The organism is Williamsia muralis (assembly GCF_002735905.1).
Lineage (GTDB): Bacteria > Actinomycetota > Actinomycetes > Mycobacteriales > Mycobacteriaceae > Williamsia > Williamsia muralis_A.
The window spans coordinates 39435-65581 of record NZ_PEBD01000012.1 but is presented as its reverse complement, the minus strand read 5'-3'; the positions used below and the strand labels follow the sequence as shown (position 1 = coordinate 65581).

At 64.9% G+C, this 26147-nt stretch carries 15 protein-coding genes, 3 tRNA genes and 1 pseudogene; 12 read left to right on the top strand and 7 right to left on the bottom strand.

Translation table 11 applies throughout. The annotated features are described in order from the left end of the window. Positions 1-51 precede the first annotated feature (51 nt). From ettA to CSW57_RS22365, 3 genes and pseudogenes are all read right to left on the bottom strand, one after another. On the bottom strand, positions 52-1725 hold the full coding sequence (gene ettA, locus CSW57_RS22375; RefSeq protein WP_030163760.1) for an energy-dependent translational throttle protein EttA: 1674 nt from the start codon (positions 1723-1725) through the stop codon (positions 52-54). 157 nt (positions 1726-1882) lie between these two features. Next, positions 1883-2324, bottom strand: a pseudogene (locus CSW57_RS22370) (single-stranded DNA-binding protein). A gap of 141 nt (positions 2325-2465) precedes the next feature. Then, entirely contained in the window at positions 2466-4592 is a 2127-nt protein-coding gene (locus tag CSW57_RS22365; RefSeq protein WP_099384848.1) for a cytochrome c oxidase assembly protein, read from the bottom strand. 89 nt (positions 4593-4681) lie between these two features. Here CSW57_RS22365 and CSW57_RS22360 point away from each other — a divergent pair. The 8 genes from CSW57_RS22360 to CSW57_RS22325 all read left to right on the top strand — a co-directional run bounded on the left by CSW57_RS22360 (position 4682) and on the right by CSW57_RS22325 (position 10336). Next, a tRNA-Arg gene (locus CSW57_RS22360) sits at positions 4682-4755 on the top strand. 259 nt (positions 4756-5014) lie between these two features. Beyond that, entirely contained in the window at positions 5015-5413 is a 399-nt protein-coding gene (locus CSW57_RS22355) for a DUF6188 family protein (protein ID WP_099384847.1), read from the top strand. Between the two features lie 93 nt (positions 5414-5506). Further along, a complete protein-coding gene (locus CSW57_RS22350) occupies positions 5507-6064 on the top strand; it encodes a PadR family transcriptional regulator (protein WP_099384846.1) in 558 nt (185 codons plus the stop codon). A 41-nt stretch (positions 6065-6105) separates the two neighbouring features. Next, entirely contained in the window at positions 6106-8151 is a 2046-nt protein-coding gene (locus CSW57_RS22345; protein WP_099384845.1) for an NADPH-dependent 2,4-dienoyl-CoA reductase, read from the top strand. A 24-nt stretch (positions 8152-8175) separates the two neighbouring features. Beyond that, positions 8176-8682: a nitroreductase family deazaflavin-dependent oxidoreductase gene (locus CSW57_RS22340; protein WP_223249441.1), complete on the top strand. Its 507-nt coding sequence runs from the start codon at positions 8176-8178 to the stop codon at positions 8680-8682. A 26-nt stretch (positions 8683-8708) separates the two neighbouring features. Then, positions 8709-9512 carry a mycolate reductase gene (gene cmrA, locus CSW57_RS22335; RefSeq protein ID WP_099384843.1) on the top strand — a complete coding sequence of 268 codons (804 nt, stop codon included), beginning with the start codon at positions 8709-8711 and terminating at the stop codon, positions 9510-9512. 64 nt (positions 9513-9576) lie between these two features. Then, entirely contained in the window at positions 9577-10176 is a 600-nt protein-coding gene (gene orn, locus CSW57_RS22330; RefSeq protein WP_023960479.1) for an oligoribonuclease, read from the top strand. 84 nt (positions 10177-10260) lie between these two features. Beyond that, positions 10261-10336: transfer RNA gene (locus CSW57_RS22325), tRNA-His, on the top strand. Between the two features lie 1131 nt (positions 10337-11467). Here the strand turns inward: CSW57_RS22325 and CSW57_RS22315 are convergent. Beyond that, a complete protein-coding gene (locus CSW57_RS22315) occupies positions 11468-12646 on the bottom strand; it encodes a L,D-transpeptidase (protein WP_099384841.1) in 1179 nt (392 codons plus the stop codon). A gap of 236 nt (positions 12647-12882) precedes the next feature. Between CSW57_RS22315 and CSW57_RS22310 the strand changes: the two genes are divergently transcribed. Together CSW57_RS22310 and CSW57_RS22305 are read left to right on the top strand one after the other, a co-directional pair. Then, positions 12883-12955, top strand: a tRNA-Lys gene (locus CSW57_RS22310). A gap of 148 nt (positions 12956-13103) precedes the next feature. After that, positions 13104-14513: a chloride channel protein gene (locus CSW57_RS22305; protein WP_099384840.1), complete on the top strand. Its 1410-nt coding sequence runs from the start codon at positions 13104-13106 to the stop codon at positions 14511-14513. Positions 14514-14535: 22 nt separating this feature from the next. Here CSW57_RS22305 and CSW57_RS22300 read toward each other — a convergent pair whose 3' ends face one another. Further along, positions 14536-14757, bottom strand: a complete 222-nt coding sequence (locus CSW57_RS22300; RefSeq protein WP_099385042.1) for a DUF3618 domain-containing protein — start codon at positions 14755-14757, stop codon at positions 14536-14538. A gap of 144 nt (positions 14758-14901) precedes the next feature. Between CSW57_RS22300 and bcp the strand changes: the two genes are divergently transcribed. Then, entirely contained in the window at positions 14902-15375 is a 474-nt protein-coding gene (gene bcp, locus CSW57_RS22295; RefSeq protein WP_099384839.1) for a thioredoxin-dependent thiol peroxidase, read from the top strand. Between the two features lie 18 nt (positions 15376-15393). Further along, positions 15394-16092, top strand: a complete 699-nt coding sequence (locus CSW57_RS22290) for a TetR/AcrR family transcriptional regulator (RefSeq protein WP_099384838.1) — start codon at positions 15394-15396, stop codon at positions 16090-16092. Positions 16093-16108: 16 nt separating this feature from the next. Here CSW57_RS22290 and acpS read toward each other — a convergent pair whose 3' ends face one another. Both acpS and CSW57_RS22280 read right to left on the bottom strand, forming a co-directional pair. Next, the gene (gene acpS, locus CSW57_RS22285) at positions 16109-16519 is read right to left on the bottom strand and encodes a holo-ACP synthase AcpS (protein WP_099384837.1); all 411 of its coding nucleotides are present in this window, start codon (positions 16517-16519) and stop codon (positions 16109-16111) included. Beyond that, the gene (locus CSW57_RS22280) at positions 16516-25737 is read right to left on the bottom strand and encodes a type I polyketide synthase (RefSeq protein ID WP_099384836.1); all 9222 of its coding nucleotides are present in this window, start codon (positions 25735-25737) and stop codon (positions 16516-16518) included. Before CSW57_RS22280 ends, acpS begins: the two co-directional genes overlap by 4 nt. Positions 25738-26147 lie beyond the last annotated feature (410 nt).

Here is a 26147-nt window from a genome sequence, read left to right as displayed (position 1 = left end):
AGCCGTCACTCTCGGAGTTCTGCGGATACCGCGGTGGGCGATGAAACAACTCTAGTCGCGCGTCAACTTTCGGTGGGTGACCGAATGCGGTCGGGCCGCGTCCGCGCCGAGGCGCTCGATCTTGTTCGCCTCGTAGGCCTCGAAGTTGCCTTCGAACCAGAACCACTTGCCTTCTTCGACATTGCCTTCCCACGCCAGAATGTGGGTACAGGTGCGGTCGAGGAACCACCGGTCGTGCGAGATGACCACTGCGCAACCCGGAAACAGCTCGAGTGCGTTTTCCAGCGAACCGAGCGTCTCCACGTCGAGGTCGTTCGTCGGCTCGTCGAGCAGGATCAGGTTGCCGCCCTCTTTGAGAGTCAGGGCCAGGTTCAGACGGTTGCGCTCACCACCGGAGAGCACTTCTGCCTTCTTCTGCTGATCGGGACCCTTGAAGCCGAATGCACTGACGTAGGCCCGCGAGGGCATCTCGTTCTGGCCGACCGTGATGAAGTCCTGCCCTTCGGACACGACCTCCCACACGTTCTTCTTCGGGTCGATGTTCGAGCGGTTCTGGTCGACGTAGCTGAGTTTGACCGTCTCGCCGACCTTGACGATGCCGGAATCCGGTTCTTCGAGTCCGACGATCGTCTTGAACAGGGTTGTCTTACCGACACCGTTGGGGCCGATGACGCCGACGATTCCGTTGCGCGGCAGCGTGAACGACAGGTCCTTGATCAACACGCGGCCGTCGAAGCCCTTGTCGAGGTTCTTGACCTCGACCACCACGTCGCCGAGGCGCGGCGGGGTCGGGATCTGAATCTCTTCGAAGTCGAGCTTGCGCATCTTGTCGGCCTCGGCAGCCATCTCTTCGTAACGGCCGAGACGAGCCTTGTTCTTGGTCTGGCGCGCCTTGGAGCCCGACCGCACCCAGGCGAGTTCCTCCTTGAGGCGGCGTTGGAGCTTCTGGTCCTTCTTGCCTTGGACCTCGAGACGCTCGGCCTTCTTCTCCAAGTAGGTGGAGTAGTTGCCCTCGTAGGGGTGGAGCTTGCCGCGGTCGACCTCACAGATCCACTGCGCGACGTGATCGAGGAAGTACCGGTCGTGGGTGACGGCCAAGACGGCGCCGTGGTACGCCGCCAGGTACTGCTCGAGCCAGAGCACACTCTCAGCGTCGAGGTGGTTGGTCGGCTCGTCGAGGAGCAGCAAGTCGGGTTTTTGCAGCAGCAGCTTGCACAGCGCGACGCGGCGACGCTCACCACCGGACAGATGGGTGACCGGTTCGTCGGCCGGCGGGCACCGCAGTGCGTCCATCGCCTGCTCGAGCTGGGAGTCGAGGTCCCACGCATCACCGTGGTCGAGCGCCTCCTGCAGCTTGCCCATCTCTTCCATGAGCTCGTCGGAGTAGTCGGTGGCCATGAGCTCGGCGATCTCGTTGAAGCGGTCGAGCTGCTCTTTGATCAGGCCCATGCCTTCTTCGACGTTCTGCCGAACCGTCTTCTCTTCGTTGAGCTTGGGCTCCTGCATGAGGATGCCGACGGTCGCGTTGGGATCGAGGAACGCCTCGCCGTTGGACGGTTGATCGATGCCCGCCATGATCTTCAGGATCGACGACTTGCCGGCGCCGTTGGGCCCGACCACACCGATCTTGGCGCCTGGGTAGAAGGACATGGTGACGTCGTCGAGAATCACCTTGTCGCCGTGCGCTTTACGCACCTTCTTCATTGTGTAGATAAATTCTGGCACGCTCTGGCCTCTCTCACTGTGCTCGCAGGTGTCCACCGCGGTTTCTCGCCGGTCGGCCGCCGAGAAGGCCGTCCGCAACATCACCAGCGTAGTGGGTCGGTGATCTCCGGTCGGTCGCGGCGACCCTTCTATGCGTACTGCGCGGCACCGAGGCAGCTCAAGCCGCAGCCGCCTCGCCCGAATCGCGTGTTGTCGGCGCGGTCACCCCGGCCTGGGGCGCATCGGTGGATCTCGTCACCCTTGACGATCCCTCGTACGCGACCCGGCAGCGGGTCAGATCGAGGCCGACCGCCGTTGCGGTCATTTCCAGGTCTGACCGCCGTTCGCCGTTGTCCGACACGTATTCGTTTGTCTTGAGCTGACCGTGCGATGATCGGCCGGCCTTTGGCGACCACCGGCGCGACCCCGTCGATGAGTCGGCGCCAGCAACTGACAGTCAGATACAACGCGGGCCCGTCCACCCATTCGCCACTCCGTTTGTCAACGCGTCTGGGGTTGCACACCATCCGGAACGACAGCACATCTTCGCCGGCTGCGGTCTGTCGTCGACGTGGGTTCGTGATCGCGGTCCCGATCACGGTGGTGTAGGTCTCGTACATGGTCTCCCCCTCATGATGTGCGCCGAAGAACGGCGCGGATCTCTGTGGGTTCAGCATGTGCCATCGAGCGGACACTTCAGTGGGTCTCGCGCACCTACCTGTGGACAATTTCAGTGCTGTGGACAACCGGCGCAAAAATCGTCACTTACGGGCGCCAGGACCTGTCTCGCTCGCGTCCACGTCGACAACCTCGTCGCCGTCCGCTTCGATGTCGTGGTCGTCCCCTGCTGCGGTCGGCGCCTTCGCCCCGGCCTGCCCCGGCCCACCTGGCCGACCGGCCAGCTGGGCGAGCATCGCGTTGTAGCTCGCCAACTCCGAATCATGGTCGCGATCTTCCCGCCGGTCGAACCGGGTCGCCTGACGTTGGTCCTGTCGGCTCCACTGCACCAGCAGCGCCAACATCACCAGCACCAGCGGTATCTCGCCGGCCGCCCAGGCGATGCCCCCACCAAGCCGCTGGTCACTCAGCAGATCGGGATTCCACGGCAGCAGAAGGCTGTTGTAGTACGACCGGGCGATGACGTTGTCGGTGCTCATCAGCGCGACCCCGAAGAAGGCGTGGAACGGGAGCGACCCGAAGACCATGGCGAGTTTTGCCACCGGTGACAGGGTCCTCGGCGACGGGTCGATGCCGATGACCACCCAGTAGAAGAGGTAGCCACTGACCAGGAAGTGCAGATTCATCGCCACGTGTGCTGCGTGATATTCGGCCAGCATCTCGAACAGGCCGCCGAGATACAGCACGTAGTAGCTGCCGACGAACAGCACCGACGCGACCAGCGGGTGGGTGAGGAAGCGCGAGTACGGGCTGTGCAGGACGGCGAGAATCCACTCGCGTGGTCCCGGAGGCGCAGTCCTGCCCGCGGGCGGTATGGCGCGCAACGCCAGTGTCACCGGGCCACCGAGAACCAGTAGGACCGGCACCAGCATCGACAACATCATGTGCGCCACCATGTGGACGCTGAACAGCGCCGGCGCATACTTTCCGAGGCCCGACGACGTGGCGACGAGGAATGCCGCGCACCCCAGCATCCAGGCGATTGTGCGACCGATCGGCCACGCATCGCCACGTTTGCGCAGCCGGTACACCCCGCGCAGGTACACAACCGCCATGACGATGGCGAGCGTGCCGAACAGCAGATCGAAGCGCCAGTCGACGAACATCCGCCCGATGGTCGGCGCTTCGTCCAGTCGGTAGCCCAGGATCAATTCGGTGGCCGGCATATCGGCCGGGTTGACGTTGGCCGGTGGCGGCGTGCGGGACAGTCCGACCGCGAGGCCGAAGGTCGCCGCAAAGACGAACAACTCGGCCAGGGCGAACCGGATCAAGGGTGTCCGGTTCTCCGTCGCCGACAAAGTCGAGATCGTGTGACGCCGGTGCCAGGCCCCGAAGCCGCCGAGTACGACCAATGCAATGGTCTTCGCAACGACGAGTTGGCCGTATGTCTCGGTGAACAACTGGTCGAGGTGCACTCGGATCAACGCATTGATCACTCCGCTGGCGCCGACGACTAGAAAACACCAGAACGCGATGCGCGAGTATCGCCGAACTGACAGGGCCGTGTGACGACCGCCTCCGCGCGCATAGACGAGGACCGCGAAGAGTCCACCCATCCACAGACAGGCACCCACGATGTGCAGGATGAGACTGTTGGTGGCGTAATCGTGACTGCCGCCGGTTGACGAGTGTCCGGCAAGAGCGGTGGGCATGAGTGTCAGCAGAGCCAGCGGCAATGCGATCAGCGTCCAGGTCCAGCGCAGGGCGATGCGTGCTACGACGGCGCAGATCAACGCGAAGATCGCGGTCCACAGCCAGGAACGGGCATCGGCGATCTGGTCGAGGGCGGTGATCAAACGGTCGATGGACAGCGTTTCCGACAGCGGGAACCCCGAGGTGTCCGACACGGTGAGCGGGATCATCAGCAAAGCCGCGATCGCCCACACCAGGGCCCCGACCGCGGCGAATCGGATGGCCCGGTAGCCGCCGACGTCCAGTACCCCGTCCGATTGCGGGGGGACGAAGAACGCCGCGAACAGCGTGCCGCCCACAGCCACGACGGCGCCGACCTCCCCGATCGCCTGGACGGTGGGCAGCCCGTACCGGGTCAGGGCGCCGGGATCACCGACGCCGGCCAGATCGAGCACAACGCTCGCCGAGATGGCCGTGACCGCGATGGCCGCAGCCGCCGCGACCCAGGACAGAACCCAGCCGATGCTCGCCGCCCCGCTGCGGCGGATGTCGATCGAATCGGCTGTAGTCGTACTCATCCCACCAGGGTAGGCACCACACGGGTGTGAGCTGCGTCCGCCCGCGATTGCATCGGCCGATATACTCGCCTGCGCCGACAAGTCGGCACGCCTCCGTAGCTCAGGTGGATAGAGCAAGAGCCTTCTAATCTCTAGGTCGCAGGTTCGAGTCCTGCCGGGGGCACCGAGATCCGACGTCGCATGTTCACTGCGACACCACCCGCAGATATTTGCCCCCCGGCTCTGCTGCGGCGATTCTCCGGTGTCGAAGGCCTTCACTCCCGGAACGCGCCGCTCGACGAAGAATGACCAATGCGTTCAGATCGTCATCCAGCTCAGTCACGAATCGACACTTCACGAGCAACTGCTGACCAGCGTTCTTCTTGCCTAACTCGCGTATGTGCGCGACAGTCGAATGTGACGTACACCACTTGGAGGTAGCCGTGCACCTGTGGATACAAGGCCATCACGTCGAACGACTCACATTCGACGACAACTTGACGTTCTTTTTCGACGGTCACTGCGAGCTGGTGTTGTGGTCGCCCTTCTCACTGACCTCACCACCCATCGGAGGACGAGGGATCGACCACGACGACATCGATCCGGCCAACGTGATCCCCGAGCAACGTCCCTTGTTCACCATGCTGGGCAGCAGATGCTCGGTGGCCGAATGCACTGACGACGGGGACCTGCACATGGAGTTCGGCGACGGCAGCAGTATCGACGTTCCGGCAGACCCGGTAGGGCCGTCGTGGGAGCTGTTCGCGAAACGGCAGGGGTACGCAACGTGTGAGCGGTCCGGTGAAATCCGCGTGATCGAGCACCATCACGCCGCCCACTGAACGACATAGCGCCTGCTTCGCAGTTCACAGCTAGTAGAAACTGGCATATGAACACTGTTGCATAGCGCGCAGTTGCACAGGTATCGTGCTGGCGTGGCACTCGAACACGCGATCATGACCTCGCTCGCCGAGCGTCCGGGCACCGGTTACGAAATCGGGCAACAGTTCACCCGGTCCATCGGCCATTTCTGGTCGGCCACACATCAGCAGATCTATCGGACGCTCAAAAAGCTGCACACCGACGGTCTGGTGAGCTACGAATCCATTGCGCAAGACGGCCGACCGGACAAAAAGGTCTACACGCTGTCAGCCAAAGGGCGTGTGGCGCTGAGAGAATGGGTCAGCTCCCCCACCGAACCTCAGCAACTACGCGACGAACTGGGCGTCAAGATCAGGGCCGCCGAGTTCGGCAACCTACCCGGACTCATCGCAGAACTGAAGCGCCATCGCGACCTGCACGAAGGCCGACTGAGGCTCTACCAGGAATTCGAGAAGAACGACTACCCCGACCCCGACGCCCTCAACTTCCGCAAGCTCAAGCAATACCTGGTCTTGCGCGGTGGAGTTCGTATCGAAATCGGGTTCATCGAGTGGTGTGACGAAGTGATCGGCGCGTTGAGCGCTCAGCTCGACGAACCACCCAGCAACTGAAAGCGTCGCGGCCAGCCCCCGTGACAAGAAAGGTTCCACCCATGACCAACCCGTACCCAAAACTGTTCGAGCCGTTGACCATCAACAAGGTCGAACTCAAGAACCGCGTCATCATGGGTTCCATGCACACCGGTCTGGAGGATCGCCTCTGGGACGTCGACAAGCTCGCCGCCTACTACGCCGAACGAGCCAAAGGCGGTGCGGCACTGATCATCACCGGAGGAATCGCACCGACCCGTGCGGGCCTGCTGTCGCCGTTCGCGGGCAAACTCACCAACAAGTTCGACGTGATCCGCCACCGACGCCTCACCAGCGCGGTGCACAAAGAGGGCGGCAAGATCGCGATGCAAGTGCTGTACGCCGGCCGGTATGGGTACACACCGTTCAAGTTCAGTGTCAGCTGGGAAAAATCACCGGTGCACCCGTTTCAGCCGATAAAGATGAACGACGCCCTCATCAAGCATGCGATCTGGTCCTATGGGCGCTGCGCGAAGCTCGCACGCGAGGCCGGTTACGACGGTATCGAGATCATGGGCGGCGAGGGTTACCTGCTCAACACTTTCCTGTGCAAGCGCACCAACGACCGCACCGACAAATGGGGTGGTAGCACCGAGAACCGCCAGCGCATCGTTGTGGAGATCGTCAAGGAGATCCGCAAACGAGTCGGCCCCGACTTCATGGTGATCATGCGACAGTCCATTGCCGACCTCGTCAAAGACGGCCAGACGTGGGATGAGATCGCCCTGTTGGCACGCAAACTCGAAGAGCACGGTGTCGACGCGATCAACACCGACATCGGTTGGCACGAAGCGCAGGTACCCACCATCGTGACGTCCGTTCCTCGTGGGGCGTTTGTCAGTTACACCGAGCGCTTGCGCGAAGAGGTGTCGATTCCGCTCATCGCATCCAACCGCATCAACACCCCCGAACTCGGTGAGCAGATCCTCGAGGGTGGACGAGTCGATGCCATCTCGATGGCGCGTCCTCTACTGGCCGACCCCGAGTTCGCCAACAAGGCGGAGGCCGGGCGGGCCGCCGAGATCAACACCTGCATCGCCTGCAATCAGGCGTGCCTCGACCATGCGTTCGTCGGCAAGAAGGTGTCATGCCTGGTCAATCCACGCGCAGGACGCGAGACAACGCTGACACTCGGCACCACCCGCAAGTCCAAGCGCGTCGCCGTGGTGGGTGCTGGACCGGCCGGACTGTCGGCAGCGGTCGCCGCCGCGCAGCGAGGGCACGAGGTGCACCTGTACGAGGCCGGAGAACACATCGGCGGTCAGTTCTCCATCGCAGCGCGGATTCCCGGCAAAGAAGAATTCTCGGAGACCATCCGATACTTCACAGCCCAGCTCGAGGCGACCGGTGTTCGCGTCCATCTGAACACCTGGGTCAGCGCCGAGGAACTGATCGACGAGAAGTTCGACGATGTTGTCGTGGCGACCGGCGTCACCCCGCGCATGCCCGACATCCCAGGTATCGACCACCCCAAGGTGATGTCGTACGCGGAGGCTGTGCTCGGCCACAAGGCAATCGGAAAGACCGTTGCTGTCATCGGGGCCGGCGGTATCGGCTTCGACCTCACCGAATTCCTCACCGTCGACGATTCCCCCACCCTGAACGTCAAGGAATGGGCAGAGGAATGGGGCATCACCGACGACCTGGGTGTGCCGGGGTTTGTCGGCAAACCACGGCCGACCCCCGCTGCTCGCACGGTGTATCTCGTGCAGCGCAAACCGGGCCGGCAAGGTAAGTCGCTGGGCAAGACCTCCGGCTGGGTGCACCGTGCGACTGTCAAGATGAAAGGCGTCGAGCAGATCTCCGGCGCCAGTTACGACAAGATCGACGATGCAGGTCTGCACCTGAGTTTCGCCCCGAAAGAGGAAGTCGGCGATCGCACCTCGCGTGTGCTCGATGTCGAGACCGTGGTGGTGTGTGCCGGTCAGGAGTCGGTGCGCGAGCTCGTCGACCCGCTGACCGTCGCGGGCGTGAGCACCCACGTCATCGGCGGCGCCGATGTAGCCGCTGAACTCGACGCGAAACGGGCGATCCGCCAGGGCACCGAGGTCGCCGCAAGTATCGTCTGAAGCCGAACCACGAAGGGTGAAGCCGTGACCGCACCATTTCCCGACAGGCGTTGGGGCTCGAGTAGCTCGCCGCTGAACCGGGTCATGTTCGCGGTGGCGGCCACCTCACCCGGAACGTGGTTGGCGCGCAAGATGATTCCGCTGGACCGGCGACTTCTGATCCGTAGCAGGGGGCGGTTCACCATCGCCGGTCCGGTCGGGGCCCCCACCATGTTGCTGACGACGATCGGCGCGAAGAGCGGGCAACACCGGGTATCGCCCCTGCTGTACTACCGGGAGGACCCCGACCTCTACGTGGTCGGTTCCAACTTCGGGCAGGCCCACCACCCCGGTTGGACCGCGAACCTGCTCGCGAACCCCGCGGCGTGGGTGAACATCGACGGAACCGAGATCGCGTCGACTGCCACGCTTGTCGAGGGCAGCGAAAAGGAACGCCTCTACCGCGAGTTCGAAAAAGTGGCGCGCAATTACGCGATCTATCGCAGCAAGACCTCGCGAGACATTCGCATGTTTCGGCTGTCAGCCACCTGAAGGCATCCTCCCGATACGATCGCGCCATGCCTATCCCCCATGCGACACCGTCAGCCAGGGCAGTCGTCACCGGCGCATCGTCGGGTATCGGCGCAGCACTCGCGACCGAGCTCGCCCGACGCGGGCACTCCCTGATCTTGGTTGCCCGCCGCGAGGAAATCCTGACCGCGACCGCAACCGAGTTGCGCGCGACGTTCGGTGTCGAGGCGGAGGTGCGTGCCACCGACCTCTCTGATCCGACCGCGACCGACGCCCTCTGCAACGAACTCCGCGACCGTGAGATCTCCATCTTGTGTAACAACGCGGGTATCGCCACCTTCGGACCGTTGTCCGAGCTGGACCCTGAATACGAGCGAGCACAGGTGAGGCTCAATACCGTTGCCGTGCACGACCTCACACTCGCGGTTCTGCCGCAGATGGTTCAACGCAAAGCCGGCGGCATCCTCATGGTCGGTTCGGCGGCGGGCAACATGCCGATTCCGAACAACGCCACATATGCGGCGACCAAGGCGTTCGTGAACACCCTCTCCGAATCGGTCCGGGGTGAGGTGGCCGACAAGGGTGTGCACGTGACTCTGCTGGCACCGGGGCCTGTGCGTACCCACACTCCGACGCCCGAAGAGGCAAGCATCGTCGATCGTGTGGTCCCCGACTTCATGTGGAACTCGAGCGAGTCAGTTGCGAAACTCAGCCTCGACGCCCTGGAGAGAAACAAGATGCGCGTGGTCCCCGGGGCGCTCTCCAAGGCGATGTCGGTTGCCGGTGGCTACACCCCCCGGAAGTTCACTGCACCGATCGTCGGCTCGTTCTATCGCAAGCTCGGCGACTAGGTCTACCCCCGGGCGGGCGCAGGTCAGGGCATGACGCCGCGAACCGCTCAACTAGGGTTGTGGGGTGCAAGACAAACTTGTGTGGATCGACTGCGAGATGACCGGGCTGCAATTGCGCAGCGACAAGCTCATCGAGATCGCAGCCCTGATCACCGACAGCGAACTCAACATCATCGGTGACGGCGTCGACGTGGTCATCCACGCCGACGACGACGCCCTGGCCGCCATGCCTGCGGTGGTGAAGAAGATGCATGCAGCATCCGGACTCACCGAAGAAGTGCGTGCGTCCACCGTGACCATCGAGCAGGCGCAGAAGCAGGTCCTCGACTACCTGCGCAAGCACATCGACACCGCCGGCGCAGTCCCCCTTGCCGGCAACTCGATCGCCACCGACCGCGGCTTCATAGCTCGGGACATGCCCGAACTCGACGCATACCTGCACTACCGGATGGTCGACGTCAGTTCCATCAAGGAACTGTGCCGCCGGTGGTACCCGCGCATCTACTTCGGACAGCCCGAGAAGGGCCTGGCACACCGTGCGTTGGCCGACATCCGGGAATCGATCCGGGAGCTCAAGTACTACCGGGCAACAGCGTTTGTGGCCCCTCCTGGGCCCGAATCGTCGGCCATCGAGGAAGTGACCAAAACGCTCGGTCCGGCCTGATGGCGACAGGCCGGGTAACCGATTGGAATTCCGGACCGGCGAGCCGCTAGAGTAAGTCCCTGGTTCCGCTAACGCGGACCGATGGTGGGCGTAGTTCAGTTGGTAGAGCACCAGATTGTGATTCTGGCTGTCGCGGGTTCGAGTCCCGTCGTCCACCCCAACACGAGGGCCGGTGTGAGCGCTGATCGCGCAAGCACCGGCCTTTGTCGTTTCTCATGAATAGCCGGGCCGTCTGTCTCGCGCCGTCGACCGAAAGGTTTTCCTCCCGCCACGGGCTCATGCGAAGATCCCCTGACCCCTCGGCCGGCATCGCCCGAACCTCGACTGGGTCCGCCGGCTACTCGCAAGCCGGCCCCGTGATGTACCCCTGCTCACACCCGTATTGAGTCTGAATGTCGCCACTCGTCGGTTCATCGCCGCAGGCGACACCGCACCGCTCGTATCCATTGACCACTCCGTCGCCGTTGCGGTCTTCGCTCGGATCGTAGGGATAGCCGGTTCCGTTGTCGGGCGGTGGCGGAACGTAAGTGTCACAGTCGGCTTCGTACCCTGTGGAACCGTCCGAGTAGATTGCCGTCCCCGACTGATACAAGGATGGGTCTCCGCACTCGAACGTGACCGGCGCTGGTTCATCGACCACAACAGGTGGCGGCACTGCGGGAGTCTCGGTGGTCGGCGGAGTTGGCGGCGACACACGCGACGACTCCTGAGGTTCGGCCGAAGGCGATCCGGAACTGCTTACCTCGCCTGACTCGCGTGGTTCGCCGGCTCCAGCGCACCCTCCGATCAACAGCAGCCCAACCGCAACTAGCGATAGCAGAACGCCCTTCACCGGCCGATCACACCACAGGCGAAGCCCTAACACAGCCACTTCGGACAACGGCCGTCGGGAATGTGCGCGTTATTGACAGCTACATAGGCTGTCCCCAGCGGGCGCCCGCCTCACCCGCCGCGCCGACGAACAGTTCTCGTCGTTGCACCGATTGTCCACCATTTACATCTCGGTGGGTGTGTGGGCTGCGATGACCCGCGCTGACGTCACAGCCCAACGGATACGGGCCCGGAGAAGGCCGAGGAGGCGTGGATCGGACGCTTCCTTATCCGGATGGCCTCCGAGGAGCCCAGCCGTGGTGAAAAATAAGCATCACCAAGTTCGAGCCACCGCCAGGCCTGGGCCTAGCAGCTCCGACGACGCAGGCGCGGTGGGCCCACTCCCCGCGTGAAGCGACCCCAGGCCGGGCTCACGACTCGGAGTCGATCCAGAGGTCCACATCGGGGTGGACCCTCAGCCTCAGGCGTTGCCCTGTTTCCAGGTCTCCCACGGAATGTTCCAGTCACCGAGGCCGTCGGTACCCGACAGCTCAGGACCCACGGTGTTCTTCACGGTGACGACGTCGCCTCGCAACGAGTTCTGAACCCACCACAGGGCGTTCTCCGGGCTGACGTTCAGGCATCCGTGACTCGTGTTCTCGCTGCCCTGCGCGTACACCGACCATGGCGCGGAATGGATGTAGATACCGCTCCACGACATCTGGGTGGCGTAGTCGACATCCAGCCGGTACCCGGCCGGAGAATTGACCGGGACACCGTAGGTGGACGAATCCATCACGATGCGGTCGAGACGATCACCGATGATGTACGTGCCGTTGTCGGTGGGCGTCGAATCCTTGCCCATCGACGTCGGCATCGTCTTGATGACCTTGCCGTTCTCCGTGATGGTGATGGTCTTGGTGTTGTCGTCGGCAGTGGCGATGAGCTCGCGCCCGATCGTGAAGTTGGTCTTCAGGTTCTCTTGGCCGAAGAGACCGTCACCCAGATCGATGCCGTAGGTGTTGACCGCGACATCGACCTTGGTGCCGGGCTTCCAGAATTGCGCCGGGCGCCAACGTAATTCGGTGTCACTGAGCCAGTAGAACCCGCCCTCGGTGGGTGGGTCGGTGCGGACCGTGATCGCGTCCTGCGCAGCCTTGCGGTTGGGGATCGCCTCATCGAATCGGATGGACACCGGCATCCCGACGCCGACAGTCGAATTGTCTTCTGGCAGTACGTAGGCCTGGGTGAGGTTGTTGGGCGAACTCGTGGTGAACGAGGTGGTCGCCTTGGTGTTGCCACCGATGCCCTTGGCGTCAGCGGTGAGCGTGTAGGTCTTGTTGTAACCGAAAGACCCGGGGGCCACGGTCCAGCTTTTCTTGTCCGGCGACAGCGTGCCCGGCACCGGTGCGCCCGCCGAGTTGGTGATCTGGACGTCGGTGAGACGCCCGTCGCTCGCGGTGACCTTCACAGGCGCACCGGGCGAGAACCCCACATCACCGTCGACCACTGGCTTGTCCGCGAAACCGGTGATCTTCACCGCCGGCTGCAGGAGATCGTCGAACGGTGTGGTGCTCACGACCTGATCGCTGTACTTGGGCCTTGGGGCATCGGAGGCACACGCCGACATCACCGCGGCGAGTGCGATCAGGAAAACCATGAAAACAGTGGACTTTCGAGCCCCTTGTCCTACCGAGGTCTGCGTGAACCCCATCACACTCCAAACATCCCCTCAAGCCCAACGAGTGGGCACCAACCAACTGAGGAGAGTCTACGGGCAATGTGTGACGGACAGGAAACGCGACGAGCGGTCAAAACGGACCGTTTTCACCTCTGCGACCACGCGATTTTCGTTTTCCGCATGAGTCCTGCTAACGTTCCAAGTCGCAACAACGCGCGCCATTAGCTCAATTGGCAGAGCAGCTGACTCTTAATCAGCGGGTTCGGGGTTCGAGTCCCTGATGGCGCACTTCTCGGATTGACTGCACCACTTCAATTCCTGCCCGGGCCGCAACGGCCAAAGATCATTCCAACAATCGACACCCACCTGACCGGTCGCGCGTGATCGATCATCAACTGTCACACCTGGACACGCTCTTCCCATTACTGTCATCCCAATGACGCGAGGGGCTGCTGTCGTAGCGCTCGGCGCCAGAATCGGTAGCCGACTCGAGCGCTCGAGCTATGCCGTCAAGTGGCTGGTGTTGGGCATCTCCATCGGCGTGGTCGCGGGACTCGGCGCGGTGGTCTTCTTCGAAATGCTCGAGCTGGCCGGCCGACTCCTCCTGGAGGGCCTCGGCGGCTACGAACCTCCCCAGGCCGGGCGCGACGGCGACACGGGCCACTCAGACGGTTTCAGTCGGCCCTGGGCAATCCCCCTGGTCGTCGCCGGCGGCGCGCTTGCTTCGGCCGTTCTCGTCGCACGGTTCGCACCCGAGGCAGAAGGGCATGGCACCGATGCCGCGATAGAGGCCGTCCATTCCGGTCCGCGCAGCATCCGGATGCGGGCGGTGGGGGTGAAGATGGTCGCGAGCGCATTGACCATCGGCTCCGGCGGATCTGCGGGTCGGGAAGGACCGGCAGCACAGATCTCCGCAGGATTCGGGTCGCTGTTCACGCGATGGTTGAATCTGACCGACGACGACGGCCGAATCGCGGTAGCGATCGGGATCGGCTCAGGCATCGGAGCAATCTTCGGAGCCCCTCTGGGTGGCGCGGTGCTGTCGGGAGCCATCCTGTACCGCAACGACTTCGAGTTCCGGACGCTCATCCCCGGGTTGATCTCGTCTGTCACCGCCTACAGCGTGTTCGGCTCGGTCGAGGGTTACGAACCGCTGTTCGGATTCGTGGCCGACGACTACAGATTCGAGTCACCCACACAGCTCATCTGGTTCGCCGTGATCGGACTACTCGCGGGCGGCGTGGGAATTCTGTACAGCCGCTTCTTCTACGGCACGGTCAGCGTGTTCGCCCGGTTGCCCGGCAACCGGATCGCCAAACCCGCCGTCGGCGGTCTCCTGGTGGGTCTGCTCGCCCTGGCGATGCCCGAGATACTGGGCAGCGGGTACGGATGGGTGCAGGAAGCGATGAGCGCGGAGACACTGGCCTCGATGCCGCTGTGGATCGTGCTGGCACTCCCCTTCGCCAAGATCCTCGCGACATCGTTGTCGATCGGGTCCGGAGGCGCCGGAGGCATCTTCGGTCCGGGCATGGTGATCGGCGCATTCGTCGGCGCTGCGCTGTGGCGACTGCTGGAGCCGTTCGCTCCAGGCGTACCCGAGGCGCCGGCGGCGTTTGTCATCGTCGCAATGATGGCCTGCTTCGGCGCCATCGCCCGTGTGCCGATAGCGGTGATGCTGATGGTGGCCGAGATGACCGGCGGTTACACCCTGCTGCCCGGCGGGATGGTCGCCGTGGGTATCGCCTACCTGCTGGTGCTGCGGAGCGGGGACTCGATCTATCGCGCTCAGCGCGAGGACCGGGAAGCGGCTTCGGTCGAGCGGTCGGGGTCCCAGCCGCTCGACTGAAGCTGCTCAATCGGTCAGATGCTCAGGAGACGATCTTCTTGATGACGATCGCGACCACGACGACTCCGACCGCGATCAGCGTTCCCGCGACCGCCGGCTTCTGGAGGGTCACGAGCGCAGTGGCCTTGGCGTCTTCGGCCAGTCGCTGAGGATTGGCGCGGGTCGCAAGCGCGTCAAGGGTCTCGGCGAGTTCGTCGCGGGCCCGTTCGATCTCGCGCTCGATGTCGTCGGTATCGCGTCCCACAAGGTCCTCCATCGGTGAAGTCCACTCCCCGCGCTCGTACGAAGGCGCGGAGCGGCCGGTCAGTTCTCGGGCTCTACGGTAGTTCACAGTCAGGGTTGCCAGTGTTCCGCCACACGAATTGCCTCCTCGGCTAGCCTGAACCCGATGACTGAGAACACACGACTCGCAGTGGGCGACAAGGCCCCAGGCTTTTCCCTGCCGGACGCCGACGGGAACACCGTCTCGCTCGACGACTATCAGGGACGTCAGGTGATCGTCTATTTCTACCCCGCTGCCAGCACTCCAGGCTGTACCAAGCAGGCCTGCGACTTCCGTGACAACTTGGGCGAGCTGAACGACGCGGGTGTCGAGGTCATCGGCATTTCTCCGGACAAGCCCGCAAAACTGGCCAAGTTCCGCGACGCAGAGGAGCTGACGTTCCCGCTTCTATCCGACCCGGATAAGGCAGTCCTCACGGCCTGGGGCGCGTTCGGTGAGAAGAAGATGTACGGCAAAACCGTCACCGGAGTGATCCGATCCACCTTCCTGGTGGATGCCGAGGGCAAAATCGCTGTGGCACAGTACAACGTGCGCGCCACAGGGCACGTGGCGAAACTTCGCCGCGACCTCTCGGTCTAGCCGAAGCGACCTGTGGCCATGGCCCAGCGGCAGTCCGGTACCGGCACCGGGGATTCGGGCGCCCTCAAGACCGGTGTCTCTCGGTTGCTCAGTTCCGAACCACTCGTTCCGCGCAAACGGCCGACACAGCAACGCAGCCAACTGCGGTTCGATGCGATGCTTGCCGCTGCGCGCGACCTGCTGATCGAGGTCGGCTTCGAGTCGCTGACGTGTGAGCACATCGCCCAGCGCGCCGACGTCCCGATCGGGACGCTCTACCAGTACTTCGCGAACAAGTACGTCGTGGTCTGCGAACTCGATCGCGAAGACGCTGCCGGGGTACAGAGCGAACTGGCCAGATTCGCCGCGGAGGTTCCGTCTCTGGACTGGCCTCGCCTACTGGAGAAGTTCATCGATCACCTGGCGCAGCTGTGGCACGACGATCCGTCCCGACGCGCGGTGTGGCTCGCTGTGCAGTCGACGCCCGCCACTCGTGCCACTGCCACCGTGCACGAGCGTGCGCTGGCAGAATTGGTCGCACGGATCATCGCCCCACTGACCCCCGACCGCAGGCGCCGGGCGCTGATGTCCGAACTCCTGGTGCACACGGCGTACTCGCTGCTCAGCTTCTCGGTGCAAGAAGGTCAGAACCACTCCGCGACGGTCACCGAACTCAAGCGCATGCTGGGACGCTACATGCTCCTGGAAGATCCCGAGAACAACCGCAACGCACAGTGATCCACAGGCGCAGGAACTACTGAGTCGGCGACTGCGGAGCCTCTTCGATCACCGCGACCGCACCCGCCATGTCGCCGTCATGGGTCAGCGAGATGTGCACCACCGTTCCTGCCAGGTGCGTACCGATCTCACCGCCCAGTCGAATGGCCGGCCGGCCCCAGGCATCGGTGACGACCTCGATGTCGCCATGCCGAATCAGCGGGAGCAGGGGCGAGCGCGCGAAACGACTCACCGACCATGCCTTGATCACCGCTTCCTTCGCCGCCCACCGGGCCGCGAGATGCCTCGCCTCGTCCCCGGTACCAGAGGCGGCATCACGCCGCTCCCCCACCGTGAACCGATCTGCGAATGTGGTGCCGGGCTGTTTCAACTGCTCGGCGAAGCCGGGGATCGACACGAGGTCGATCCCCACTCCGATGACCGTCATCCGCCGTAGGTTCCGTTCGCCGACAGACGAGCCTGCGTGTCGAGCAGCATTGCCGCTTCCTGATCGCCCTCGTAGGAGCTGTCGTCGAACCGGCGGTTCGGGGGCCGCTGGTAGGCGGGCTTGCCGCCGCACATGGCCTCGAGCAGACGCTGCTGGCCCAGCCGCGCACGTTCGGTTGCCGCGGCGCGGTAGCGCTCACGCTCAGCCGGATCAAGCGAGGCCACAAAGGCTTCCGGGTGCACCACGGCGATGAGGCCGGACACGTGCCCGAAGCCCAGGCTCGTCAGGAGGCCGGCCTTGAGGGCGAACCTCTCGCCGAATCGCAACGGTTCGGTCGGCCACACCAGATGCTTGTGCTCGGCCATCACCTCGTCGACGCAGTCGAGACTGCGGTTGGGAGGGATGACGCCGTCGCGCAACACCTGGCAGAGACCGATCAGCTGGAAGGCTGCCGCGCCGCCCTTGGAGTGACCCGTCAGCGACTTCTGCGACACCACGAACAACGGCGCACCGTCGCTACGACCGATCGCCTCGGCGAGCCTCTCGTGAAGGTTCGCCTCGTTGGGGTCGTTGGCCTTGGTGGACGTGTCGTGCTTGGACACCAGAGCCACGTCGTCAGGACTGACACCGAGCTGACGCAGCGACCGCGCGATTCCCGAATCCTGGTGTCCGCGAGCGGCACCCAGGGCGCCGATGCCAGGGGCCGGAATCGAGGTGTGCACGCCATCGCCGAAGCTCTGTGCCCATCCGACCACACCGAGAACCGGCAGGCCCATCTCGGCGGCCACGTCACCGCGGGCCAGCAGAATCGTTCCACCGCCCTGCGACTCGACGAATCCGCCGCGACGACGGTCGTTGGCGCGGGAGAACCTGCGGGCATCGATGCCCTTGGCTTCCATCGTGGCCGTCTCGGCGGTGGCCGACATGTCGCCGAACCCGACGATGCCCTCGATACCGAGGTCGTCGAACCCACCGGCGACCGCGAACAACGCCTTGCCCAACTTGATCTTGTCGACGCCTTCTTCGACCGACACCGCCGCGGTGGCGCAGGCCGCCACCGGGTGGATCATCGCGCCATAGCTACCGATGTACGACTGGACCACGTGCGCTGCAACAACATTCGGCAGTGCCTCCTGCAGGATGTCGTTCGCCTTGGCCTCACCGGTGAAGGTGTCGAGGTACAGCGACCGCATCGACGTCATGCCGCCCATGCCGGTGCCCTGAGTGTTGGCGACCAGGCCGGGATGCACCCACCGCATCAATTCCGACGGCTCGAATCCGGAAGCGAGGAAGGCGTCGACGGTGGCGATCAGGTTCCACAGCGCAACTCGATCGATCGACTCGGCCATGTCGGCCGACACACCCCAGCGGGTGGGATCGAACCCGGTCGGGATCTGGCCACCCACGGTGCGGGTGAGCTTGAATCGACGCGGTACGCGGATCTCGGTACCCGCCTGACGTGTCACCTGCCATTCGCCACTGTCCGGGTCGACCTTGATCTTGGTCTTGTCCGGCGCGGCCGAGAGGAATGAGCGTGCCTCCCCCTCCGACGCCACCGAGAAGGTCAGATCGTTGTCGAGGTACACCGAGGTCAGCAACGGTGACGAGTTGTCGATCATGTCGCCGTCGTCGGCGTACCGGCGGATGCCGCAGCGTTCGACCACGGCGTCGTGGTAGCGATCGGCGATTTCCGACTCGGCCACCGGGTCGCCGGACTCGGCGTCGTACCAACCGGGCTTCGGTGTGGCCTCCCACGTGATCAGGCCTGTGCTCCAAGCCAATTCGAGAACGCCGGCCGCCGACAGTTCGTCTTCGACCTCCATCTCGAACCGGGTCCGTGCGCTGCCGTACGGCCCGAGTTCACCGGCACCGACGATCACGACCAGGTCCTCCGGACGCGCGTCGATGTTGCCCCACGCAGGGGTGGTGGACTCGGGCGCCCGCGCCGGGGCAGGCAGGGCGGCCAGTGTCGGCTCGTCCGACTCGTCCTCGTCGTCAGCTGCTGCCAGCGCGTCAGCCTGGGCCTGTGCCAGCGCCTTCATGTCGAGCGTTGCGTCGGCGAGTCCACCGGTCAGGTCGAGTTGCAACGGTTCGGTCCTGGCCTGGACCCGACTCTCGGGCGTCACCGCCGTGAGCAGCTCGGTGGCCATCTCGTAGGTCGACCAGGTCTTCACACCTGCGGCCTCGACAGCCTCGACGAGTCCATCGTTGTGGCCCATCAGCCCGGTGCCCGTGACCCATCCGATCAGCGCGTGCGCCAAGGTGACCTTGGAGTTCCACGAATCCTCCGCGGCCCAGCGCTTCACCAGTGCGTCGAGCGCGGCCTTGGACTCGCCATAAGCGCCGTCGCCACCGAACATCCCGCGGTTCGGCGAGCCGGGCAGCACCACATGCAGCCGAGCCGCCAGATGATGGTCGGCCGCGATGTCGCCGAGACCGGCGATCAGCCGCTCCACCGACCAGAGCAACACCTTCATCTCCAGTTCGGCGCGGCCGCCCGCGTCGGTGAGGTCACCGGCGACCCGCGGTGCGGCGAACGGGAACAGCAGGGTCGGCTTGAGCGCCGGCTTGAGCACTCCGGTCTTGCCGCCGAGGTTCTCGGTCTGCTCGCTACCGATCCACTGGACCAGCTCGTCGACGTCGGTGTACGACGACAGGTTCGCCGGGACAACCCAGAGCGCCGCGTCTCCGCGGGCACTGCGACGGTAGAGCGACTTGAAGAACGCCAGCCGATTGTCGTCGAGACGCGAGGTCGTCGCGACCACGGTGGCCCCGCCGGCGAGCAGTTGCTCGACCACTGCGGCAGCGATCGAACCCTTGCTGGCTCCGGTCACCACGGCGATGTCGTCGGCGTAGGTCTCGGGCTGCGGATCTTCGGCCGCGTGGGCGATCTGCGCGTAGACCCGGGCGTGCACCTGGTGTCCGTTCGCGAGCGCCTTGCCCTGCCACCAGGTGGCCTGATGGCAGACGGTCTCGCCCGCGCCGACAAACTTGCCGCTGATGTCGTAGAACTCGTTGTCGATGACGTGCTCGTCCTCGAGCCACAGCCGTGCCAGGTCCTCGCGAGCACTGGCCCATCGGTCGTCGATGAGCACCGCGCGGCGCTCGTCGAATGCCGGGGCCACCACACGCAGCCAATCCGAACCCAGTTCGGCGCTGACACGTTCGAGCACCGCGGTGTTGTCCTCGGCAGGTGCAGCGAGCTCGGGCTCGTCCGCCAGGCCGAGCTTCTGCAGGATGGTCTGCGCGGCCGAGGCCAGAGCGCCGGTGCGCCCGGTGAACTGCTCGGTGAGCTCTCCGAGAGCTGCAGCGTCGACCATTCCGCCTCCGCCGCCCCCGCCGACGGCAGGCTTGCTCACCGAGATGCCCTTGTTGGAGCCGACTTTCGCGACCGCAGCATCGATCAGGGCGTCGATACCGTCGGCGTTCGAAGGCGCCTCCGAGACCAGGTCGCCCAAGTCGCCACCGCGGACGCTGACGCCGTCGCGGCTACCGAGAGCGACCGCGACGCTGGTGTGCAGCGCCCAGCCGGGGCCGAGTTGCCACACCGAGGTGACGCGGTCTTCGATGTACGACGCACGCTTGCCAACCGGTCCGAACACCTTGCGGATCTGGTCACCGACCGCATCGGTGAGCACCGAACCGAGCGGCTTGTAGCCGCGGGCCAGTGCGTTCACCGTCGAAGCGAGCGCGGGCATCTCGGCCTCTGCGGCGCCGTCGATGGCGCCGAGGCCCAGTTCGCCGCCGATGTCGAGAAGCAACTGGTTGCGCCGGGATGACACACCGTCACACAGAGCCTCGATGGTGTCCGCAGCGCCGATCTGATCGATGCGGATCTTCGTCCACAGCGCGATGACAGCGTCGACCGCGTCGGACGGGCCGAACGAGATGTCCTCGGGACGGGGACCCGAATCCGCGGGCGCTGCAACGGGAACCGGTGCCGCGACCGCTGTTTCGGCGGCAGGCGCCGCTGCGGCAGCTGATGCCTCGACCGCAGGTGCGTCGTCTTCCTCGACATCCGGTGCGCTGTCCTTCGCCAGGATGACGTCGGAGTCGCGCTCGATGTTGAGCACCTGAACGGCGGACTGAAGGTAGTCGTCCAGCTTGAGGGTGTTGCCGGCGAGGCCACTGAGTGTCGGAGCCGACTTCACGCCGACCTCGACGAACCGCTCCACTCCGGCTCCGCCACGCTCGACCGGGGTGAACAGCAGATCCTGTGTTTCGATCCAGCGCACCGGGCTGGCGAACTGCCACGCGAGCAGCTCGATCAGCAGCACGCGGGTCAGCTCACCGGGCTTGGCACTCCACGTATCCCAGTCGGCCAGCACATCATCGAGCGGCTCGGACGGCACCAGGTCGGCGATCTCTTGGACGAAGTCGCGGCCCAGGTTGAACATGCGCGGGACCAGGTTCGGTACGTAGCGGCCCACGAGGATGTTGGGGTCGATGTGCTCGGGAAGCAGGTCCTGCAGACGATGCCGGAAGTCGGGCACACCCGCACGCAACACGGTGGAGTGGAACGGGACGTCGATCCCGGGAACCAGGATGAACGAGCGTTTGCCGCCCGTCTTGGCACGCAGTTCTTCGATCTTCTCCTCGAGCACCTCGAGTCCTCGGACCGTGCCTGCTATCGCGTATTGCGAGCCGAGCAGGTTGAGGTTCACGACCTCCAGGAACTCACCGGCGCGTTCGCCGACCTGCGAGACCCAGTCCATGACATCGGCGTCGGCCAGTCCGAACTGACTCGGCCGGATCGCGGCCATGCGGTAATCGCTGCGGCCCTTCGCATCTCGCGGGACCAGGTGGTGCATGGCCTCGCCACGCTGGAACACGACCTCGAGAACTGCCTCGAGCGGCAGCACCCCGGCGCACGCGGCGAGCGCGTTGTACTCGCCCACCGAGTGACCACAGGTGATGGCGTTCTCGACGAAACCGCCCGACTCCTTGAGTTCGGCGAGCTGCGCGACGCCCAGTGTGGCCATCGCCACCTGGGTGAACTGCGTCAGGAACAGCACACCATCGGGGTGGTGGTAGGTGGTGCCGCCTGCCGAGAGGGTGGTCGGGTTGTCGCGGACCACGGCCAGGATCGAAAAGCCGAGAGCATCCCTGGTGTGCTTGTCCGCCCGGTCCCAGACCTTGCGGGCAGCCTTGGACCGCGACCGTGCGTCTAGTCCCATGCCCTTGCTCTGGATGCCCTGCCCGGGGAACGCGTAGACGGTCTTGGCAGGCGCGAGGAGGCCGGTGGCGTTCATCACGAGCAGGTCGCCGACCTTCGCGCTGACCTCGATGACGTCGCGGCCGGCGTCCATACCGACGCGGTCGACGCGGATCGTGACTTCGTCACCTGGGCGAACCATGCCCAGGAAACGGGCGGTCCAGCCGAGCAGTGCGCGAGGCACCGGGATGGGGTTCTTGGCGTCGGTGGCGGTCACGACGTGCTGTGCAGCCGCGGACAGCCACATGCCGTGAGCGATGGGGCTGCCCAGACCGGCCATCTTCGCTGCCGACATGTCGGTGTGGATGGGGTTGTGATCGCCTGAGACGAGGGCGAATCCGTGCATCCGCGACGGGGTTGCGATGGTGACTTCGCGGATCTTCTTGCGGGTCGCCTCGCCTGACTTGGCGCTCAGTGCACCACCGGCCCGACTCGGATCGGTCAATTCACCGTCGCCGGTGCGTCCGCGTACGGCGAACCGTTCAGTCATCTCGGCAATCTGGCGGTCGGCGTCGGAAATGGTGACCACCACGGTGACCACACGGCCGAGGTCGGTGTCGACGACACCCGACAGCGCTGCGGTGACTGTCAAATCTGTTGCCACGCGCGGAAGTTCGCCGACGGTGGACGCAACATGATCGAGGTGGACCAGATCGAGCAGGCCTTCGACCACAGGCTCGCCGGACTGGGTCGTCGCTGATCCGATGACACTGAAGACGGCGGGCCAGCACAATCCGACCAGCGTGTCGGGGTTGGCGAACCCGGTGACGCCTTGCGGGACCGAAGCACTCAGATGCTCGGGAAGGGTGTACGCGGTGACCGCGGCGTGGTCGGCGACCAGGTCCGGGTCCCACGTGACGGTGCGCGTTGCGGCGCCATCGGTCACCGACGCGAGGGATCCACCGGCTGCAACCGCCAGGATCTGGCGCATCGCTCCTGCGGCGCCTTCGATGGTGACCTTGGGTGACCCACCGTCGAGGATCGACTCGTCGACGGTCATCGGGATGGCAACGGTGGCCTTGCCGATCGGCACGGTCAGGACGACTCCGTCGGAGGTGCGCTCGAGGACGGACCCGGTCGGTTCGTGCTCACCACGCTCGGTGGACGGGAACTCCCACGCGTCCCGGTCACCCAGCAAAGCAACAGGATTCGCGACGAGGCGCCCGGACCACTGCACGCTCAGCGACTCGACGACGGTGCCGAGCACGCCTTCCACGTCGACCAGACCCGCACGAAGTCGCGCGCTGACAGGGAAGGGCTCTACGCCGATGCCGTGGAGATCGGTGACCACCTGGGCTTCGAAGCGGTCGAGCAACTCGCCGACCGGTTCGTCGACGCGGGTGATGCCTGCGACGGCAACCGGCCCCGGGATGATGCACACCTCGTCTGCGCCGTATCGCGGATCGTGGGCCTGCCACAGGGAGTCGCTGCGCCACCAGCGGCGCACGTCCTTGTCGATGACCGGGACGAAATTGACCGGCTTGCCGGGCGTACGGCACAGGTCGAGGAAGAAGATCAGGTCGGCCGGGTGCAGAACGTCCGTGTCGGCGGCCGGATACACCGCGACCAGTGCATCGATCGCTGCACCGGCATTGTCGGTGGCCGACGTGTGGCCGAACAACGTCGGGATCTGACCGCGGTCTGCGTCGTTGAGGCGGGCTTCGGCGCGCTGCAGCATCTCGATGAAGCGCTGACGCCATGTGATGTCGACCCATGTCGCCGCCCCGGTGGCCTCACCCACGGCGAGCTCGACATAACGCTCGAGCCATTGCCGGTAGGTCATCTGTGCCACATCGCCGAAGTACGGCTTCGCGGTTCCGGTGAGCGCCTCGATGATCTCGTCGCGGCGCTCCTGCACAGCTTCTTCATCACCGGCCACCTCGTCAAGCAGTCGACCACATCGCGACGCGGCGTTGTCGACCTCGTGGATGTCGGCGCCGAGCTGGCTTCGGCCCGAGGCCATTCCGGCTGTTGCGTAACCTGCGCCGATCCATTCGTCGCAGCCCGGGGTGTTGACCAGGAGTTCTTTGACCGCCGGCGACGTGGTCGCCTCCTTGGTGGCCATGGCGGCGGTGCCGATCAGGATGCCGTCGAGCGGCATGAGCGGGTAGTCGTGGGCTGCTGACCAGACTCCGGTGAGGTATTCGCTGGCCCGTTCGGCTGTCCCGATTCCGCCGCCGACGCAGATGACCACGTTGGGGCGGGCACGCAGCTCGGCGTAGGTGGCCAGGAGGAGGTCGTCGAGATCTTCCCAGGAGTGATGGCCTCCTGCGCGGCCCCCCTCGATCTGGACGATCACCGGGTAGTGCGGTACCTCGGCAGCAATGCGGATCACCGAACGGATCTGTCCGATGGTGCCGGGCTTGAACGAGATGTACGGGATCTGAGCGTCGGCGAGTTCGGACACCAGCGCCACGGCCTCGTCGAGCTCCGGGATCCCAGCCGAGACGATGACACCGTCGATGGGCGCGCCATTGGCACGTGCCTTCTGCACGAGGCGCTTGCCGCCGATCTGCAGCTTCCACAGGTAGGGGTCGAGGAAGAGGGTGTTGAACTGCGCCTGACGGCCCGGCTCGAGGAGTTCGGTCAGCTTGGCCACGTTGTCGGCGAAGATGCCCTCGGTCACCTGTCCGCCACCGGCCAGTTCGGCCCAGTGCCCGGCATTGGCCGCTGCGGCCACGATCGCGGGGTCGACCGTTGTCGGTGTCATTCCGGCGAGGAGCATCGGCGATCGCCCGGTGAGACGGGTGAACGCGGTCTCGACCACGTGGCGACCGTTGGGAAGCTGGACGATCTTGGGGCTGTAAGTACTCCACGGGCGCTGGACATCGGGGATGCCTCCGGGCGCGAACAGGTTGCGCTGCCCCCCGCGTTGGCTCACCGAGATCAGGCCGACGCCCTGCCCGCGGACCACGGGAACGCTCAGCCGGGTGGCGACGTCGCCGGGGCCCAGGTCGAGGATCCACTTGGCGCCGGCACTGACGACGTCGTCGAGCGCGTCGACCCAGTCGACCTTGTCGACCAACACTGCCGCGGCGAGTCGTCGTGCGGCCACGGGGTCGATGCCGCACACGGCAGCCCAGTCGGCGACGAGATCGCAGGCGGCCTCGAGCGCCGGATGGTGGAAGGCGATCGATACCGACAGCGGATCGAAGACCGGCGCGAAGGCGGTGCCGCCGGTCGTCTTCTTTTTGCGTTCGGCGGCTTCTGCGGCGGCGAGCGTCTCGCACTGGCTGACGAATGCCGACAGGTGGCGGGGAGCTCCTGAGAGGACCACGGAGCGTCGTCCGTTGACGATCGAGAGCACGGGCGCCGATTCACGGTCCGATTCGCGCAGCGTCAACGCGTAGTCGTCGACGAGTGTCTGGATGCGGGCCGGATCGACCTGCGCGACCGACAGCATCGGACTCCCGGCAGCGTCGGACGTGAGACCTCGCCGGCGGGCGATGAATGCACCCGCCGCGCCGATGAGATGCGCTACGGCCAGTAGTGCACCGTCGCCCAGACCGCCGTCCTCGGCTGCGGCCTTGATGGCCTCGGTGCCCAGCACGCCCTGCGAGTGTCCGATCGCCGCGACAGGGGTCAGCTCACCGAGATCGAGCCCCTGCTTGCGAGTGGCGCTGATGGCCGCCAACTGAGCAAGCAGGATGCCCGGCACCGACACCGGCGCCGCGGCGAGAGCATTGTCGGCAGGTACCGATTCTTCGGCGTTGTGTGCGTGCACCCAGCTGAGTGGGTGGAAGCCGTCGGGCCGCACCGCGGCGAGGCGGTCGGCAACCGGCTCGATGAGCCGCTCGGCGGCATCGACGATGTTGGCAATGCTGCGGTCGAGGTCTGCGTCGATGACCAATTCGGCAAGTATCGGCAGCCAGGGTCCACCTTGTCCCCCGAAGCTGACCGCGTACGGCTCACCTTCTCGCAGTCGGTCGATCAGGATTCCGTCGGGGCGTGCGGCCCACGCTGAGTTTTCTTCGGATCCGGTGCGGAACTGGTGAATCGTCACGAGGCTCCCTCATGTAGCTGTGGTGTTCGTCGGTCGGCGGGCGTGACACCGCGGTAGGTCTTCGTCGGCCACTCGATGTCTGTGGCGGCGCGTGGACGTGTGGAGTCCACCCGTTGGCGGTCGCGGTGATCCGATTCTCGAATCACTCTGCGACGCACTCCTTTTCATCCCCGGACGCACGGCGTCGATGCCGCGGTCTCCTGATGCGCACGATGACCATGTTTGCACACGAAAATGAGGTTTTCCTCATGTTTCGATGTGACCCGTGGGTATACCGACGAGTAACCTCTCAGACCGTCACATCGCCGCTTCCGCTCTTCGTGGCGCCCTGCCGTCAAACACCTGCTCAGATGACCCGAACGAGCGCTCACCCGGGCCCTGAGCAGCCCGTTCGATTCGTTATTGAATTG

What these genes read in the sequence shown, in the direction of transcription:
- CSW57_RS22365 (WP_099384848.1), bottom strand. Translation starts at nt 4,592, where the DNA reads ATGAGTACGACTACAGCCGATTCGATCGACATCCGCCGCAGCGGGGCG.
- CSW57_RS22345 (WP_099384845.1), top strand. Translation starts at nt 6,106, where the DNA reads ATGACCAACCCGTACCCAAAACTGTTCGAGCCGTTGACCATCAACAAG.
- cmrA (WP_099384843.1), top strand. Translation starts at nt 8,709, where the DNA reads ATGCCTATCCCCCATGCGACACCGTCAGCCAGGGCAGTCGTCACCGGC.
- CSW57_RS22315 (WP_099384841.1), bottom strand. Translation starts at nt 12,646, where the DNA reads ATGGTTTTCCTGATCGCACTCGCCGCGGTGATGTCGGCGTGTGCCTCC.
- CSW57_RS22305 (WP_099384840.1), top strand. Translation starts at nt 13,104, where the DNA reads ATGACGCGAGGGGCTGCTGTCGTAGCGCTCGGCGCCAGAATCGGTAGC.
- bcp (WP_099384839.1), top strand. Translation starts at nt 14,902, where the DNA reads ATGACTGAGAACACACGACTCGCAGTGGGCGACAAGGCCCCAGGCTTT.
- CSW57_RS22290 (WP_099384838.1), top strand. Translation starts at nt 15,394, where the DNA reads ATGGCCCAGCGGCAGTCCGGTACCGGCACCGGGGATTCGGGCGCCCTC.
- acpS (WP_099384837.1), bottom strand. Translation starts at nt 16,519, where the DNA reads ATGACGGTCATCGGAGTGGGGATCGACCTCGTGTCGATCCCCGGCTTC.